This window comes from Pseudoalteromonas sp. S558 (assembly GCF_005886635.1).
Lineage (GTDB): Bacteria > Pseudomonadota > Gammaproteobacteria > Enterobacterales > Alteromonadaceae > Pseudoalteromonas > Pseudoalteromonas aliena.
In genome coordinates this window covers 1-17,650 of record NZ_PNDU01000157.1, presented here as the reverse complement: position 1 = coordinate 17,650, position 17,650 = coordinate 1, and the positions used below count along the sequence as shown (strand labels likewise).

Below are 17,650 nucleotides of genomic sequence, written 5' to 3'. Positions count from 1 at the left end.
CAGAGTTCAGGTTATTTAAGCTTCTACGGGCTCCGTTATGAATGAAGCTGTTACATAACCAAAAGGATTACCATTTAACTTCATTCATCAAAACATAATTTATCAATAAACGAAAGCGATAGGCGCAAAGTAGCTATCTGCTTGTGAAATAACCAAGCAGTGGATTCGCAATTAAAGAGCCTTTGTCACAAATAGAGGATGAATGTATTTTAAGAAAATCTTCAACTAAGTAAACCACATTTTAAACAATTGGTTACACTTAACAGTATATAAAAACGTTATGTAATAGACAATTAATTGGCTAACTACTAGGATAAACCAACTGCAATACTATATGTGTTAGGCACTGTATGAAAACAATTGGTCTTTTAGGTGGCATGAGTTGGGAAAGTTCTGCCGGATATTATAAAGTGATAAATGAAGGCGTTAAGGAGTCACTTGGCGGCTTACACTCAGCTAAAATTGTCATGTATAGCGTTGATTTTGATCAAATCGAAAAACTCCAACACAAAGGTGACTGGAATGGAACTTCGGATATACTTTGCGCAGCGGCAAAAAATGTCGAACGTGCAGGTGCTGATTTTTTATTAATTTGCACAAATACGATGCATAAAGTTGCTCCCCAAATTCAGGAAAGTATAACTATCCCTTTGATCCATATCGCTGATGCAACAGCAGAAACACTTATTAAAATGGGAGTGAAAACCGTTGGTTTACTTGGTACTGCTTTTACTATGGAGCAAGATTTTTATAAAAGTCGATTAAAAGAAAAACACGGTTTGTCGGTCTTAATTCCAGAAAAATCAGATAGGGCTATTGTTCATAATGTTATTTATAAAGAGCTTTGTTTAGGGCGCTGTCTTACGTCATCTAAAGCTGAATATTTAAGAATAATTGATGCCCTTGCTGAGCAAGGAGCGGAGGCCGTCATATTAGGGTGTACTGAAATCGGTATGCTAATTAAACAAGAAGATACGCATATTAGGCTTTAGATACGACGTACGTACATGCGCGAAAAGCAGTTGATTTGGCAATTTAATGTGCTACTAGTGATATCAACTTGTATAAATATTTAAGCAATTTAATGGATTTAATTACTCTGTATCATCGGCGTAATTTTTCATCATTAAATAAACCCATATACAAGCAGATTGTTACGAACTCAGGATTTAGCTATAAAGATTAAAATGGGAATTGGTTTACGATTTATACATTATCTTGAAATATTATATAGCTCTTAAATTTTTAGAGCTAGGTTAAGCGGTGCAGTTAGTTAGCTAAAGGTTTAATAATATGAAAATAGGTACGCTTAGTAGTAAAACAGGCTTTGGTATTCATACAATTAGATATTATGAAAAACAAGGTCTTATCAAAAAGCCTGAAAAAGATGAAAGCGGCCATCGATCATATGACTTAATGGATGTAGACGTGCTTAATTGGGTTTCTTGCATGAAAAACTCTGGCATGTCTTTGAGTGAGATAAAAAAATACACCAAAGCATTTTATGAAAACGAGCACATGCTCTGCGTAGCATTTCTTGAAGAGCATCTAGGTAAATTACAAATACAGAAAAATAATATTGACCACTATATTGAAGTAACAAAAAATAAAATTTATAGGTTCAAAAACGCTTGACCTAGAGTGTAGTCTACATTGCTAAGCTCACTTTAATATTCATAGAAGGAACAAACAATGAAAGTTGAAGTAGCAATCGTGAATGCATTTACCGACGGTGGAAAAGGGGGTAACCCTGCTGGGGTTGTAATTAATGCAGACTCTTTAAACGAGTCACAAAAACTCGCTGTAGCAAAAAAAGTAGGTTTATCTGAAACGGCTTTTGTATCAAAGTCCAAAATTGCAGATTTTAAGCTTGATTTTTACACCCCAAAAAAGCAAATAGCTCATTGCGGGCATGCAACTATTGCAACTTTTAGTTATTTGTCGCAGCTTGGATCATTAAAAAATTCAATGACTTCCAAAGAAACCATCGATGGAAGAAGAGATATTCAAGTTAATGGTGATTTTTCCTATATGGAACAGTTAGCCCCTAAGTATATTAGCGTGATAGAAAAAAATGCAGTTCTGGAAGCACTTGGTATTTCATCAGATATTACTCTCTCAGATCCAATGATAGTAAATACAGGAAATGCATTTATGCTTGTTGGTGTAACAAGTAGAGAAGCCCTTGATGGTTTATGTCCAGACCATGAAATCATTAAAGAAATCTCTGAAAAATATGGTCTTGTTGGTTTCTATGTTTTTACTCTTGAGGCTAATATTCTGGGGAGAGATGCTTCAACAAGAATGTTTGCTCCTCTTTATGGAATTACAGAAGAAGCTGCAACGGGTATGGCTGCCGGACCGCTTGCTTGTTTTCTGCATGACATTCTTAAATTTAGGCAAACTGAATTTAAAATAGAGCAGGGGTATTCTATGCTCCAATCTTCACCAAGTTGTATCGAGGTTTTATTAAAAATAGAGAACGGTGTAATAAACTACCTGTTAGCTGGCGGTGTTGGTGTCGTATCTAACCGTATGCATGTTGAAATTTGAAAATATACATATTTTATGGCTTTAGCATTTTACTAAAGCTATTTAGACTAACCTACCTTTAGAAATAATCGTCAAGGTGGGGGAACTTATCAATTGAATATGTATAATCGATATCATTCATTTTATAAAAATAGATCGTTGGGATAAAATAAATGCAGATCAAAAATATCACGCTTATTGCCTCACTATTTGTAGTGATAACAGGCTGTAGCAATATTCCTCAAGCGGCAATTGATGTAAATAAACAAGTGTCTGTGGGGATAAACGCCTTAGGTGAAAACGGTGTTGAAATGGTTAAGGCTTGGGAGCTATCTGCGTACAGTATGCTTGATGAAAAATGGTCAAAAGTGTATGCAAAAGCGAATGAGAGCTACCGTTCTAAAAAAAGTATTGCACAAAACGCGGTATTAACAGCGCAACAGCAAGAAGGCGTGGCTGGTTTATCTGCTCTGATCAGGGATGAGGTAAGATCTAAAATTAATGCTAAAGCGAACAGTATGAAAAGTATAATTATGTCAAACACCAAAAATACTATTGCCGCAAATGAAAGTATTACTAATCTATTAATAAGTGCTAATGCGATTGTTAATTTTCAACAATCAGCCGTTGAAGAAGTTGGAAAGATAATTCCAATTCCCCCTGCTATAAGCACATTTATAAATGACTCATTAAACACTGCCGGACTTTAAATAAAGGGATATGAGCATGAGCTTAAATGATATAAAAAATGAATTTGATGCTGATATTTCCAGTATTGCAAATGAGCTCACTAACTCATTGCCGCTTTCAACGCCACAATTACGCAAAGCCTTTTCGGATGACGATCTTAAAGAGTTACATGTTTTATTGACAGAAGTAAACGAAGCAACATCTGAAAACGAAAAAGTTATGAAAATAGCGAACAATGCAGAAATAGCATTTAAGCTGTTAAAAAGACTTGGAGTTGGACTGTAATAAAGATTTTTTTTGTTAAATTATTTTTCATAAACTACGGATGTTTTATATTAATGCGAATTAAGGAAATAGTATGAGTGTATTTGTAGAGATTTTTACTTGGTTACTTGTTGATACCATTTTAGGCTTTTTATTTTATTCTACGGGCTGTGTGGTATTGAAAGTAGTTACTTTTGGGCAGTTTAAAAATGATATTAAAGATTTTGCCTCGTTTAAGGTGAGCAAAGCTAAAAAGGTTAACTTGATCTGTTTATTAGGTGTTTGTTTTTATGTTGCACTCATTACCTTAATGGCTTATTTGAGTCATTAGGTGATAACTTATTATATTTGCGAAAGCTGTATTTCAGTATATTGCTTTCGCTCAAACTTTAACTTTAACTTTAACTTTAACTTGAACATTGAAGAATAAATCCATTTTAAAGTGTTTATCTTAGAACGAAGTGCGTTGAATCTATTTGTAATAGACTTGCTTTATACGCTTGATTTACCTTGTTTTAACTGAAAATACCTAATGTTACTTATTTTGCAGGGCAATGGGGTGGGGTAAGAGCTGCGGTTACTATGCGAACTTTTTTATCTGAGCTCGGGTGTTTACCGGTTTCTGCGATGATCCATGTACCCAAAGCACAAGATGTGTTTAATGTGGATGGAAAGCCAATCGCAGGGCAAGATAGATCGTCTTGGTTTAATTATTTTTCACGAACGTTTAGTCGATTAACGTGGTGGGCGCAAGCAGCTAAACAACATGCAGAGGTGGTAAATCCGCAAAGTACGTTAAAAAGCTTTAAAACAAACCCTTCTCAGCGTAATGCTCCTTAACTGATTGAAAGTATTTGGTTCTCTTATAGAAACAATGATGCATACAGTGGTATTATTAATGCCATTACATTCTTATTAACACAAAAAAGAAGCAAGGAAATTGTATCTTGAAGTATATAACTCTTTTCAGCGTATTAGCGCTTAGCGCGTGTAGTGCTGTTCCTAATAAAAGTGAAGTAAGTCAGCGTACAACTACAAATATGGACCTTATAGCTTTAACCGAGCAAAGTGCACCAAAAGGAGTTGTTGGCACTTACCAGTTTCACATTAAAGCGGCAGGGGCTCAGGGTAATTGGTTGTATTTAAATACAGAAACAGATTACCGCGATAGACGTTCAATTACGATATCAATAAAGCCAAATGTAGCAGCAGAGCTTGAAAGTAAATACGGACAACCTGTAGAAACCTTTTTTATTGATAAAACAATAGAAGTAACAGGCGAAGCTAAACGAGTAACTATCGATTTTATGAGTCGCGGTAGAGCAACTAATAAATATTATTATCAAACGCACATAAATGTATCATCACTTAAGCATCTTCGTATTATTGAAAGTTAGTAAAATTACAATCAACTGTATTTATATACAGTTGATTGTAAAAGCTTACTTTTAGCTAAGTAAGCTTTAGCGTTAACGTTTACAATTAATTCTCTGCTGTAAATTTAACCGCGAAGGATAAACACGGCGCTACTTTATTCAACGATTTAAAAACTCCTATTCAAGCTATTGTAATCTCATTACATAAAACTAATAATTGGTTAGTTTTATAAATTTGAGTGCCCGCATTGAAAGCCAAAGAAATCCGCAATTTTTATATCAACGAAGAGCAATCTGTCTATTTGCTTTCACACCGCGATGCTAAAAAACATCGTCAATGGCTTAATATCTGTATTAAGCAGTTAACGCTGCTGGGCTATAAAAACGTTGAAATGATTGGGTCGGGTGCGTTTGGTTTTGTGTTTGCAGGGGATGACGGTAACAGCTTACCTTGGGTATTTAAGTTTTCGCGTATTACGCTTGCACAGAGTGTACGAGATCGGCTTGAAGATGAAGCGTATATGCTTTCGCAAATTAATAACCCGTTAGTGCCAACCTTTTATGCATTTGAGCGTATCAAAAAACAAGGGATTTTAATGATGGCAAGGGCCATTGGTGAAGATCTTGAAAAAGTATCGCTTAAAACTGGGCGCTTCAGCGCGGCGCAAATAATGGCATTAGCGGTTAGGTTACGTAATGTATTAATTGATTTGCGAAGTCATAAAAATGGAGTAAGTCCGCAGCCTATAGTCCATGGTGATGTAAAACCTTCAAACCTTGTATGGGATAAAAATACCAATGCGTTGTCGTTAGTTGATTGGGGCAGCTCTGTGTTTGCGCAGGTTGATAGTGATGGTAATCCAGTTGCTAGTAACTTTATGGATTTAATGTCGGGCGACTTAAGTACCACTAATGCGCGTATGGGCGATGTTTACTTTATTGGTGAAGCACAAATGTCGGGTGAGCAATCATCCCCTCGCTTTGATGAACAAGGTGTAGCCGCTACTTTGTATGCACTTGCATCAGCGCAGTCGTGCCGTTTTGGCGCTCAAGCAATACCTGCAAGCAGTTTAGGATTACCAAAAGAGCTAGCTAAAGTTATTGATGGCATGCTTTGTAAAAATAAAGCGATACGCGATAGCGCTGGCGATTACTTTATGCGCAATATTACCACTATGGCTAAAGTTTATTTACCTACCCTTGAAAAAAATCGAAAAAAAGCGGCCATACCATTTTGGTATGGCCGAGAAGAACAGCCTGACACGGTTGTATATAGTTCACGTAAACAGTTTTTACGCCAGGCCGATCATAATCAGCAGTTGCTTGACGTAAACGATGCTCAACTCGATCGTTACTATAAAGAATTTCTATTTGATACTGGCGATACAGAAAAAGCATTTTTAGCTTCAATTAGCCGGCTGGCTAAATACCCCGCTGTGGGTGGGCTTAGTTTTCATTGGAAAGATGATTCGCTGTTTGTTGAATCATCTTTAATTATACATGACCAGTCTTTAGGCGATGCCTTTAGCGATGCTATAAATAATACGGTGATGCTTGCCCAAGCAATTAATCAAAAAGGGTTATTTAAGTGCTGCTTATTTGATGCACGTAAAACGATTCAGTTAGAGCGCGATGGGACTGGTGCATTTAAATTTGATAGCCTACCTGAACTTGATTACGAAGTCGTTAGTATGAAAGCTAACGAAATAACACGGCCACACTCGTACTTTGAAGACGGTAAAGATCCTGACGAGCAATTACAATTACCCAAAAAAGTTATTAAATGTGTATTTGAGCTTAACCAGATCCACCACACAGGGTGTATTATTTTTGAAGCACTGCCCGACAGAATGAAAATTCACCACTACTACCGACTACTTGATGAAACAAAAGAAGTTGAGTTTAAGCGTTTGCTTAATAAGCTAATGCAATATGCCGTCAATATTACTGATGTTGGTGTCGCAGGATTTATGAAACTACCTTATAAAAATACCCGTGAATTTAGTTTATGTAAGCAACAAGAAGATCATTATTTTCCTAAAAATCCTAAACTTATATAAAAAGTACTTTAAAGTTCATCCACACGTTTTTTACGTTGTATAACCCACAAAGATTATCTCGGTACCTTGCGTTAATAAACTCACTCTAAATTGGTATGTTATATTGTTGCAATTAAGTTTTGTTATAGTATAACATATAGCATTCAAAAATGACCATAATAGAGTGTGAGTGTGACTGCAGTTAATAAAATAACATCAATTGAATTACAAACCGCTAAACCACAAGTTAGCACTACCCAAATAGATAAAGCGCAATCTATCATTGAGGTAAGCTCGCTAAATTTTAGTATTAAAAACAAAGTTATTTTAAAGAACTTAAATTTTACCGTGAACAAAGGTGAAATTTATGCACTACTTGGTGGCAACGGTGCGGGTAAATCAACCACTTTGAAAACGTTACTTGGTTTTAATAAACCAACTGATGGCTCGGTAAAGGTTGCGGGTAAAGAGGTAACACAAGCACTTGACTTTGTGCGTGGTAAAACCGCATATTTGCCCGAATCGGCAACCTTATATCCGCATTTAACAGCGCGCGAAAACGTTGAATATTTTTTATCACTTGCTGACATAAAAAAAACAGACGAGCAAATCAATGCTGCCTTTATTCGTGTTGATTTGCAGCAAGATGCGTGGGATCGCCACATGCAAATTTACTCAAAAGGCATGAGGCAAAAAACGGCAATTGCACTTGCCATCCTGCGTGAAGCACCAATATTTTTACTTGATGAGCCTACTTCAGGCTTAGATCCAGTTGCCATTGATGAGTTTAATCAACTTGTGCGTGAGCTTGCATTAACGGGGGCGACTATTTTAATGGTTACGCACGATGTATACGGCGCATGTCAAGTGGCTAATCGTATTGGTTTATTAAGTGCCGGTGAGCTGGTGGGCGAATTTGACGCACCACAAAATGGCCGTATTGATACTGAGCAAGTTCATGCCGCATTTGCGCAAAGAGGCGCTTAATGAGTATAAATAACTTTTCAAAGGTGGTTATTGTTGCAAAGGATGAATGGCGCTATTGGCTTCGCTCAAAACTTGCAATGACCGTACTTGCCATTGGTTTAGTGCTTACGCTTGCGTCGGTAATTGTGACCGCAATTACTATGATGGAGCTAAGCCATACTCGGCACGAACTGCAAACAAGCGCTGAGCAAAGCTTTGTTGATCAGCCTGACCGCCACCCGCACAGAATGGTGCATTATGGGCATTATGCATTTAGAGCGCCTTCGCCACTGAGCACACTCGACCCAGGTATTGATGCCTACACGGGTAACTCAATATTTTTAGAAGGGCACAGACAAAATAGCGCGATGTTTGCAGATAGCCGCCAAGGTACTGCTCTTACTAAATTAGGCAGTTTAACGCCTGCGTTTATTGTACAAACACTCGCACCGTTATTATTAATATTAATTGGTTATAGCGCAATTAGCCGTGAACGTGAGTCGCAAACGTTATCTTACTTGTTATCGCAAGGTACATCGGGCGCAACACTCATTGCAGGTAAAGGGCTTGCGTTAATATCTGTTGTAGGATTAATTTTAATTCCGCTTACGGTATCGGCTTTATTTACACTTGACTCAGGTGAAGGCTTACTTGCTGTAGCAAGCTTTGTGTTTGGCTACGCTTTATATTTAACTGTGTGGGTGCTGCTTATTTTATTTGCATCAAGCCTATTTAGTAAAAACAGTAGCAGCTTTACAGCTCTCGCATTTGTATGGATTTTACTGTGTATTGTAATGCCACGTGTAGCTAGTACAACAGCTTCAACGGCTATACCATCAACAGGTAAAATAGAAACCGACTTTGCCGTAAAAGCCGAACTTAGAAAACTAGGTGACGGGCACAACACAAACGACCCTGCATTTAAGCAATTTAAACAATCACTCCTTAATAAATACAACGTGAGCAGTATTGATGAATTACCCGTTAATTTTAGAGGGCTAGTGGCAAGCGAATCTGAGGCTAAACTCACGAGCGTACTCAATAAGTTTGCTGAGCAGCGTATGCAAGCTGAGCTTAAACAAACGAAGATATCGCGTTATTTTGGCTGGGTATCACCTATGGTGGCAATTCGGTCATTATCGATGATTGTAGTGGGTACAAGTATTGAAACGCATCATCGTTTTTTACGTGAAACCGAGCAGCTGCGCTTTGGTTTTGTCCAAGGGCTTAATAAAGTTCATGTAGAAAAGCTTAGCTACCAAGATGACATGAACCGAAATGCCAATACTGCAGCAACCCAAAAAGCACGTGTGAGTGCTCAAAACTGGCAAGTACTGCAAGATTTTACCTTTAATGTAGACACCTCAGAAGTAAGAACGCAGCGAAGCATACCTGCTTTTTTACAGCTACTACTCTGGATTGCAGTATTGTTAGGCGGGATTAAATTTGTAGGGAGGCGTTTGTTATGAGTTACTTATTAAAACAGCTTGTGCGTGAATGGCTTTTTTTACTTCGTCAAAAATACTTAGTGGTATTACTGGTATGTACGTTTGTTATGTCGGGATTTGCCGTTTATAGCGGACTTAGCGAAGTAACACAGCAAAAGCAAACTATTGAGCGCTTAAAAGCAGCCGATTTAACGGACTTAACTAATGTACAGTATAAGTACGATGATGCAGGCTCGCTTGCTTATTACAGTTTTCATTTAACGTATTCATCGCCTTCAAATTTAGCATTTGCTGCTTTAGGCGAGCGCGATATTTACCCGTGGAAACACCGCTTAAACTTACTTGCGCTAGAGGGGCAAATATACGAAAGCGATGCACAAAACGCTGAGCTTGCGCAAGCCGGTAAAATCGACTTTGTATTTGTGTTAAGCGCATTAGCCCCGCTTGTAATTATTTTACTATTTCATGATTTATTTGCCAATGAACGAACAAGTGGCAGACACGATTTACTCGTGACTACCGCTAAATCGTACTTTGCATTATGGGGCGCACGTATAGCCGTTAGGTTTATATCGGTTGGAGTCTGCTTAATGCTGCCATTTTATATCGGTGCACTTCTTAGCAGCTCAGTACTGGGTGATGTTGGCTTTATTACTTTTATATGTGTTATTTACTTGGCTAGTTGGACGTTATTGAGTGTGTGGTGGGGCAAAAATGCCACTAGTGCGCCACGTGTTGCATCAACCTTAATAGGCTTTTGGGTATTAGTTGCTTTTATTATTCCTATTTTAGGCGATTTAGCGATAAACAAAGCGGTAAATTCGCCTAAAGGTGGCGACATTGTGCTAACTCAACGTGAAGCTGTTAACGGGGCATGGGACATACCAAAGCAAATTACGATGGATGCCTTTGTAGCAAACCACCCCCAGTGGGCAAACTACACCGCCATGCAAAGTGAGTTTGAATGGAAATGGTACTACGCATTTCAGCAAGTGGGCGATGAAAAAGTGGCGAAGCTATCACACGCTTACCAAGATGCGGCTCGTAAAAAGTATTCATTAGCAGGATTTGTATCGTGGCTATCACCGCCATTATTACTTCAACGTGGTTTAACACGCATGGCTAAAACAGATGCCGTAGCGGCATTTAGGTATGAATCGCAAATGCGTGGATTTCATAAAAGCTTACGGACGTTTTACTACCCTTGGTTATTTGTAAAAGGTAACCCAACTAAAGCCGCGCTTGAAACTATGCCAAGCTTTAGCAAAACCATACTTAATGAACAAAAAATGCTAAGCAATGTAGACGCTCAGCCAAAACAAAATTTATCAGCTAACTAATCAACAAGGTTTATCATGAATACCAATAAAAAAGGGCTTAAGCTCACTTATATTAGTGCCTGCTTAGCAAGTATGTTTGCAAGCCACGCTATTGCTGCTAATGAAAACAATAGTACTGAAAATAGTACTGAAGAGTCTATCGAGCGTTTTGCGGTTACTGGCTCTCGTCAAGCCTACCAAGGTAATTTTAGCCCTTTAGAAACCCCACAATCAGAGCTGAAAATAGATTTAGAAGCACTCGAAAATGCAGGCGCAATAGATTTAAACCAAGCACTTGATTTATCTGCTTCGGTTGCGCGTCAAAATAACTTTGGCGGGCTTTGGAATAGCTTTGCACTACGTGGTTTTGTAGGCGATGAAAACTTACCAAGTAATTACCTTGTAAATGGGTTTAATGCCGGACGTGGTTTTGGTGGCTCGCGTGATTTATCGGGTATTGAATCGGTCGAGGTGTTGAAAGGTCCACGAGCTGCGCTATTTGGTCGTGGAGAGCCTGGTGGTACAGTAAATCTTGTTACTAAACGCCCAACATTTGATACAAGTGGCGAGCTAAAACTAAGTGTAGGCAGCTTTGACACCTACCGTGCTGATGTAGATTACACCATGCCCCTTAACGACGACGTAGCTATTAGACTGGTCGGTTTTTATGAAGACGCAAAAAGCTTTCGCGATACCATAGAAATAACTAAAAAGGGCTTTAGTCCTTCTATTACGTGGAACATTAATGACAACAGCCAACTAATTTATGAGCTTGAATACAGCGACCAAGAAGTCCCGTTTGATAGAGGTGTATTAGCAATAGATGGCAAGCTTGGCCTAATACCAGAAAGCCGCTTTTTAGGTGAGCCAGGCGATGGACCGATAGAAGCAAACGTACTTGGCCATCAATTAGAGTTTGTTCATGACTTTAATGATAATTGGAGTGTATTACTGGGCGCAAACTATCGTGATACATCGCTTGAAGGTTTTGCAACCGAAACAGGCTTTGGTGGTGTAGTAGAAAATGGCAAAGTAAATCGTTTTAGACGCTACCGTGATTACGACGCTACATACCAAGTATACCGCGCAGAAGTAACCGGTAATTTAGAGGTTGCTGGATTAAATCACCGCTTAATAATTGGTGTTGATTCTGATAAGTTCGAAAATAATCAATTTGTTCTGCGTGTACGTGGCGATCAGTATATAAATGTTTTTAACCCAGTGTATGGAGCGTATGAGTTACCTACACCAACAGCCAATACCGACAAGGTAGAAATACAAGAGTCGTTAGGTATATTTATACAAGACCAAATAAGCCTAACCGATAAGCTTGATATACGTATTGGTGCACGTTTTGATGACTACGAACAAACACTTAATAACCGCTTAGCTGATACTCAACCTAAACAAAGCGAATCGCGTGTTAGCCCGCAGTTTGGTGTTGTGTATGAGGCGAGTGAGTTTGTCTCTGTTTATGCGGCTTATGGTGAAAACTTTAGACCTTTATCGGGTACTGATTTAAACGGAGATGGGTTTGAGCCAAATCAATCAACGTCGTCAGAGGTAGGCGTTAAGTTTACTTTAAACGATGGCGCCCTGTTTGGCACCGTTGCTGTATTTAAAGTAGAGCAAGACAACATGCTAGTAGTAGACGACCCAACGGCGTTTAGCTTTGCGGCTATTGGCGAAGCGCAAAGTAAAGGCTTTGAAATTGATATAAACGGTGAACTGACCGACACTCTAGATATTTGGACATCGTATGCGTATGTTGATGCAACAATTGAAAACTCATTTTTTGATGCTAACTTTGGCTACACAGTAGAAGCGGGAAGTTCTTTATTAAATATTCCTGAGCATCAATTTAGTTTACAACTGGTTAAATCAGCAGAATTGTATGGTAAAGCCGTTAAATTTGGTGGAGGCTTAGTTTACGTAGGCTCACGAAACGGCTTTTTTGGTACCGACTTTAAACTACCCAGCTATACAACAGCACGCGCATTTATTAATTATGAGCTCACTGATAATATTGGTTTACGCGCTGAGGTTGATAACTTATTCGATGAGACGTATTACACAAACTCGTTTGCAGATGCATGGGTTCAACCAGGTACGCCAAGGAATGTACGTTTATCTGCTACGTACAACTTTTAATACCAATCTGCTTATATATGGGGTCTATTTAATTCGTTAAATTGATCAAAGATTTATGCAGTTTGGCATAACTAACAGGTAAGCATTAACAATAAAAAGGCTGCTTAATAAAAGCAGCCTTTAGTGTATTAAAATAGATATTAAAATTTATAATCGGTTAGTGCGTAGCTCTGTCGCCCCAAATATCTTCTAAACGACTATCACGTCCACAACGCCAGCGATAGGTGTTGTATCGGATTGGGTTGTTTTTGTAATAATCTTGATGAAAGCTTTCTTTTCCTTTAATAGGGTAAAAGGTACTTGCGTTTAGTATTGGTGTAACCACCGTTTGATTAGGAAACTCGGCAACTACTGCTGCTTTTGTTTTTTCAGCTAATTTACGTTGTTCGTCGTTTTCAACAAATATAGCACTTAAGTAGCTAGGGCCTTTATCGCAAAATTGCCCTTTAGCATCAAAGGGATCAATATTAACCCAGAAATGATCAAGTATACCTTGGTAACTGACTATTGCTGGATCGTAAGTGATTTCTACGGCCTCGTAATGGCCTTTATGGTTACCATTGTATGTCGGGTTTTTAAGTTTACCGCCAGTAAAGCCCGATATTACATCAGTAACCCCTGGCAGTTTTTCAAAGTCACTTTCCATACACCAAAAGCAACCTCCAGCTAAAACGGCTTTTTCTGTATTAGCTGCATGAGCAAGTGATGCATAAAACAGCACAGATGATGTTAAAACTAGGCCTAATATTTTTTTCATAAAATCTCGCATCGATATGATGAATGTTTAAAGCATAATAAATAGACCTGAAATAGCTTAAAGGTCTTTCATATTAAATTTATACGGGGCTTTAAACTGTAAAGGCCGCTTTATGATAAAACAGCCTTTTACTTTTTATCATAAAACTAACTATTTTGCGTTTCACGAGCTAACTGGTTTGGCAAAAGTTGCTCTATTATTTCCCGTGCTGCGAGTGTATAGCGGGTGCCATTAAACATTACAGAGGTAAATTCATTAATATTAGTGATCCCAGTTAAGGTCCAACCTTCACCGCGCTCTGGACAAAAAACAGTGGTCGTTGGTTGTATTACTTTAAATTCGTCACTCATGGAAAAAGGCTCTCAATATAATGCTTGTTAATGGGATATGGTAAGTTAATAATGTACTTCCATAAAGCGCTATTTCAACTGACTAGCTAAAAATAAATGTTTAAAACTTTAAAATTACCACGCGTTACACTGCGTTTGATCACCCATAAACATGCTGGTGGGTTGTTTACTATTTTAAATAATCCGCTCGTTGCTCAATTTAACGATTATAAAACTCCGCTCAGTAAAGATAATATTAAACAGTTAATACAAGATGATATAAGCGCATACTACGAGGGCGAAGTTATCCGCCTTGCAATTGAACATAATATTAATACGTGTTTTATTGGTACTTGTGGACTGTATAAAATAGGGGACAAAATCAATAGTGCGTTTATAGGGTTCGAACTTGCCCCAAATTATTGGCAACAAGGATTAATGAGCGAAGCGCTAGTCGGTTTTATAAATACCTTACCAAATACATTGCAAATTTATGAACTTTTTGCCGAAGTTAATATAAAAAATATACGTTCACATAAACTTTTGACTAAGCTAGGGTTTACACCTAACTTTAATGCCGATTTATTGCCAAGCAGAATAAAAACAATAACCCGTAACAACGATGAACTTTGGTATAAAAAAATAAATGTGCAAGGTAAGCAGTGATATCGATATTAAGGTGTTTTTTTATGCGTGTTTCGGGCTACTATTGAGCCTGTTTGTTGCTAGGTCGTGTTTATTAGGGCTGAGCATACACTTGTAAAATAACACTGGTTAAGTTTAAGTAGGTTGAGATACGGTAACTTATAACGTGTAACCAGAAAACATATAAAGGAATGCCGTATGGCTATAAAAATAACAAAACACTACATTGTAAATTTAAGTTTAGCCGTGGTTATATTTGCTTTGGGCGTATTTGCTTTACGTTATTATAATCATTATGTGTCGGCTTATACGGATGTAACCATTAATTCTAAAGTGCTTAATGAGTCGCGTAAGGTATTTATTAGACTACCGACTAATTACGATGCAAATAAAGCATATCCGTTAATAATTAAAACGGACGGTAATTTTAACTTAGAAACTTGGGATCAAGCACTTACCAAACAAGCTAAAAAAGAAAAAGGGGATAAAGCTATATTAGTGTCTATTCCAAATTTATTTTTTACCTTTACACGTAATCGTGATTTAGTGCCTCCTTATGCACGACAAGATGTAAATACAGAGGCACGTTTGGCACTTGAAGCAATTTCAGAGCCCAATGGTGAAGCCGATAAGTTTTTACAGTTTATTGAAACCGAGTTACTGCCATATTTATCTGCAAATTATAAGCTTACAAATAATCGTGTATTGAGTGGTTTTTCAGCAGGAGGGAGTTTTGTACTTTATACACTGCATACTAAACCTGAGCTGTTTAATGGTTACTTTGCATTTAGCCCCGCAGCTTGGTACGACGATATGACCGTGGTTAAAAAGCTAGATACATTTTTAGATACACAATCTGATAAAATTAACTCGCCAACATATTTGTATTTATCTGTTGGCAGTGCAGAGCATCCACTAATGCTAAAGGCATTTAATAATCTAGAGCAAGCCTTAACGGCTAATCCTAATAGTACGCTCGTATGGGAAAGTGCCGTAAATCTTGGAGCTGAACACTCAGACAACCCATCTCTTAGCGTTGCAAATGCGTTGAGAGGTTACAATCATTTTATAAAACATTAAACATTAAAACTGTATATAAACTCAGTTTATTTCAGGTGATAAAAGGTCAGGTAAACATTGAGTTATAAAGATTAAAGCAGAGTATAAATACATAAAAAGAACACATCATACTAAATTCTGTTAAATATATTCTTAACAGCGGAGGAGATTTGGTCTTAAAAGCTAGCGTAATATGATTATCGTTTTCATTTTACTCGAATAGGGGCTAATTAGTGCAGGATACGCTTAGCTAACTAAGCATATCCTATACACTTTAATACCTTAATTCTAAAGTGTATATCTAAAACCAATGGCAATACCATCGTCTTCAGATTGTTCCATCAAAGCTTGTTGCTCTTTGTTGGTGCTTTCAAAATCACCAAAATCTTTTCTAGCTTCTATATAAGCAATTGTGTCCGTATCAATGAAGTAATGTAGGCCAATTACAGCAAATTGGCGTTTAAATACATCATTTGGATCGGCGTTAAAGTACATAGTCGTCGCCAGCATCAAACACGTTGTACGCAACAAAAAAGCGCAGATCGTTGTTAAATCGATAAGATGCGAATGTCTCTACACCAATAGCGTCTTTAATCAAACGGCCTAAGTTGTCGGTATCGTGGTTTTCGTTTTTATTAATATTAGCGGCAACGTATAAACCCGGCGCATCAATATCACCCCATGTAATACCTGCGCCATAAATTAAATCTTCAACAGAGCGGGTAGTACCATCGCCAAAAGTAAGATCAAATTCACCACGGTTTACACCTGCACTAAGTGTTAACATGTTAGTTACCTTGTAGGTCACTGCACCGCCCAATGTAGAATTAAACTCGACCTTTTGCGCCGCGCTATCACCTGACTCCCATAAACTTTGGCAACCAGATTCAGAAATATTAGTCACGTCACACGTATAAAATTCGCTATTTTTTAACTGCGCTTGCAAGGTAAAATTAACGTTTTTGTAGCTGTTACGGTATTGGACTAACTTGTCGCCACGACCCGTACCATTAACCGCGCCGTCGTCTTTATTATAAGTGTAAACACCAGCCGCGTTGCCATCCCAAACAAAACTGTAATTGGTGTTATAAACAACGTCGTACCACGCACCCCATTGTTTACCTATGGTAATTTGGCCATATTTTTCGTGTAATAGGCCTGCGTAGCCCAAGCGATTGTATAAAAACTCATCTTGAATAGATTCAAAGCGGTTGTTGTAAACTATGTCGCTACTGCCAACAGGGTTTATACCCCATTCTACAAGTGCCAGTGCCATCCAATCATTTTTAAGTTTACGCTCAAAGTTAAAGTTAATACGTGATGTACCATTAACAACTTCAGTTTGATCTTGGGTATGGATCACACGAACATCTATATAGCCACCTGCATTAACAGAGTTGGTTTCGTCCTTGTATAACTCAACTGCTGACACAGCCGGAGCGACTACAAAACTTGCACTAAGTAGTGATGCTAATCTTTTGTTCATTAGGTATTTCCTTGTGTGTGAACGACGCTTTTTAACAAAGTTAAATTTAAGAAGTTGCAGACTAACAAAGCAATAAATACGTCAAAAGTGAAAAATACTCATTAACAAAATCATATAAAAGAATAGCTATTCACACACGGTTAACTTTGCACTTGAAGTGTGAGTTATGTTTGTTTATTTAGGATAAAAAGTAGGGAAATGGGGCTAGGAAAGTTTAAAAATACTAAGGACTAATTTGAAATTTTTTCACGTTGTTCAAAAAACAACATGTAGAGCAAATACTTTAAAGTACTTAGCTTTCATGAATATAGCTTATAAACTAAAGTAAGAATAACGAAATGCGTTAAATTAACCTAAAATTTGGTTAAGAGGTTTACTCACATTTTAGGGCGAGTTGTTCTTTACTGATTAAAATTGCAGCAGCATGCTTTATGTTTAGGTAATGCAGAGCCTATGTAATGTAGTTATTCCCCATAAATAGGCGATAACGACAGCATAAATGCCAAACATGCGCTGCCCTGTGGGTTCGTCCTAGGGACGATTAACTCTTTGTTGCTCGGCTTTTACTTAGCCCACTAGGTTACAAACC

15 protein-coding genes and 3 pseudogenes are annotated in these 17,650 nt (G+C 37.8%); 15 read left to right on the top strand and 3 right to left on the bottom strand.

Annotated elements, in window-relative coordinates; translation table 11 throughout:
* The first annotated feature begins 350 nt into the window (after window positions 1-350).
* The 13 genes and pseudogenes from CWB66_RS12000 to CWB66_RS11940 all read left to right on the top strand — a co-directional run bounded on the left by CWB66_RS12000 (window position 351) and on the right by CWB66_RS11940 (window position 12,785).
* Window positions 351-1,039 (top strand): annotated as a pseudogene (locus tag CWB66_RS12000) (aspartate/glutamate racemase family protein).
* Between the two features lie 254 nt (window positions 1,040-1,293).
* Window positions 1,294-1,635: a MerR family transcriptional regulator gene (locus CWB66_RS11995; RefSeq protein WP_138585557.1), complete on the top strand. Its 342-nt coding sequence runs from the start codon at window positions 1,294-1,296 to the stop codon at window positions 1,633-1,635.
* Window positions 1,636-1,692: 57 nt separating this feature from the next.
* Window positions 1,693-2,553, top strand: coding sequence for a PhzF family phenazine biosynthesis protein (locus CWB66_RS11990; RefSeq protein WP_138585556.1), 861 nt, complete (start codon window positions 1,693-1,695; stop codon window positions 2,551-2,553).
* 152 nt (window positions 2,554-2,705) lie between these two features.
* Window positions 2,706-3,242 (top strand): hypothetical protein, encoded by a 537-nt coding sequence (locus CWB66_RS11985; RefSeq protein WP_138585555.1) that lies wholly within the window; start codon window positions 2,706-2,708, stop codon window positions 3,240-3,242.
* Between the two features lie 16 nt (window positions 3,243-3,258).
* Window positions 3,259-3,507: a hypothetical protein gene (locus CWB66_RS11980; RefSeq protein WP_077537876.1), complete on the top strand. Its 249-nt coding sequence runs from the start codon at window positions 3,259-3,261 to the stop codon at window positions 3,505-3,507.
* Between the two features lie 73 nt (window positions 3,508-3,580).
* Window positions 3,581-3,817: a hypothetical protein gene (locus CWB66_RS11975; protein ID WP_138585554.1), complete on the top strand. Its 237-nt coding sequence runs from the start codon at window positions 3,581-3,583 to the stop codon at window positions 3,815-3,817.
* 203 nt (window positions 3,818-4,020) lie between these two features.
* Window positions 4,021-4,326: pseudogene (locus CWB66_RS11970) on the top strand (NADPH-dependent oxidoreductase); the annotation flags it as partial.
* 107 nt (window positions 4,327-4,433) lie between these two features.
* Complete coding sequence (locus CWB66_RS11965; RefSeq protein ID WP_077537878.1) at window positions 4,434-4,883, top strand: hypothetical protein; 450 nt, start codon at window positions 4,434-4,436, stop codon at window positions 4,881-4,883.
* 227 nt (window positions 4,884-5,110) lie between these two features.
* Window positions 5,111-6,922, top strand: coding sequence for a protein kinase domain-containing protein (locus CWB66_RS11960; RefSeq protein WP_077537879.1), 1,812 nt, complete (start codon window positions 5,111-5,113; stop codon window positions 6,920-6,922).
* A gap of 240 nt (window positions 6,923-7,162) precedes the next feature.
* Window positions 7,163-7,888 (top strand): ABC transporter ATP-binding protein, encoded by a 726-nt coding sequence (locus CWB66_RS11955; RefSeq protein WP_502705289.1) that lies wholly within the window; start codon window positions 7,163-7,165, stop codon window positions 7,886-7,888.
* Window positions 7,888-9,336: an ABC transporter permease gene (locus tag CWB66_RS11950; protein ID WP_138585553.1), complete on the top strand. Its 1,449-nt coding sequence runs from the start codon at window positions 7,888-7,890 to the stop codon at window positions 9,334-9,336. Before CWB66_RS11955 ends, CWB66_RS11950 begins: the two co-directional genes overlap by 1 nt.
* The gene (locus tag CWB66_RS11945; protein ID WP_138585552.1) at window positions 9,333-10,655 is read left to right on the top strand and encodes a DUF3526 domain-containing protein; all 1,323 of its coding nucleotides are present in this window, start codon (window positions 9,333-9,335) and stop codon (window positions 10,653-10,655) included. Before CWB66_RS11950 ends, CWB66_RS11945 begins: the two co-directional genes overlap by 4 nt.
* A gap of 15 nt (window positions 10,656-10,670) precedes the next feature.
* Complete coding sequence (locus CWB66_RS11940; protein WP_138585551.1) at window positions 10,671-12,785, top strand: TonB-dependent siderophore receptor; 2,115 nt, start codon at window positions 10,671-10,673, stop codon at window positions 12,783-12,785.
* A 157-nt stretch (window positions 12,786-12,942) separates the two neighbouring features.
* On the opposite strand, the gene msrA is transcribed toward CWB66_RS11940, so the two are convergent.
* Together msrA and CWB66_RS11930 are read right to left on the bottom strand one after the other, a co-directional pair.
* Window positions 12,943-13,542: a peptide-methionine (S)-S-oxide reductase MsrA gene (gene msrA / locus CWB66_RS11935; RefSeq protein ID WP_077539014.1), complete on the bottom strand. Its 600-nt coding sequence runs from the start codon at window positions 13,540-13,542 to the stop codon at window positions 12,943-12,945.
* Between the two features lie 146 nt (window positions 13,543-13,688).
* Window positions 13,689-13,892, bottom strand: coding sequence for a hypothetical protein (locus CWB66_RS11930; RefSeq protein ID WP_138585550.1), 204 nt, complete (start codon window positions 13,890-13,892; stop codon window positions 13,689-13,691).
* 96 nt (window positions 13,893-13,988) lie between these two features.
* On the opposite strand from CWB66_RS11930, the gene CWB66_RS11925 reads away from it, so the two are divergent.
* Together CWB66_RS11925 and CWB66_RS11920 are read left to right on the top strand one after the other, a co-directional pair.
* Window positions 13,989-14,537, top strand: a complete 549-nt coding sequence (locus CWB66_RS11925) for a GNAT family N-acetyltransferase (protein ID WP_138585549.1) — start codon at window positions 13,989-13,991, stop codon at window positions 14,535-14,537.
* 177 nt (window positions 14,538-14,714) lie between these two features.
* The gene (locus CWB66_RS11920; protein ID WP_138585548.1) at window positions 14,715-15,596 is read left to right on the top strand and encodes an alpha/beta hydrolase; all 882 of its coding nucleotides are present in this window, start codon (window positions 14,715-14,717) and stop codon (window positions 15,594-15,596) included.
* Window positions 15,597-15,863: 267 nt separating this feature from the next.
* Here CWB66_RS11920 and CWB66_RS11915 read toward each other — a convergent pair.
* Window positions 15,864-17,061: pseudogene (locus tag CWB66_RS11915) on the bottom strand (porin).
* Between the last annotated feature and the right edge of the window lie 589 nt (window positions 17,062-17,650).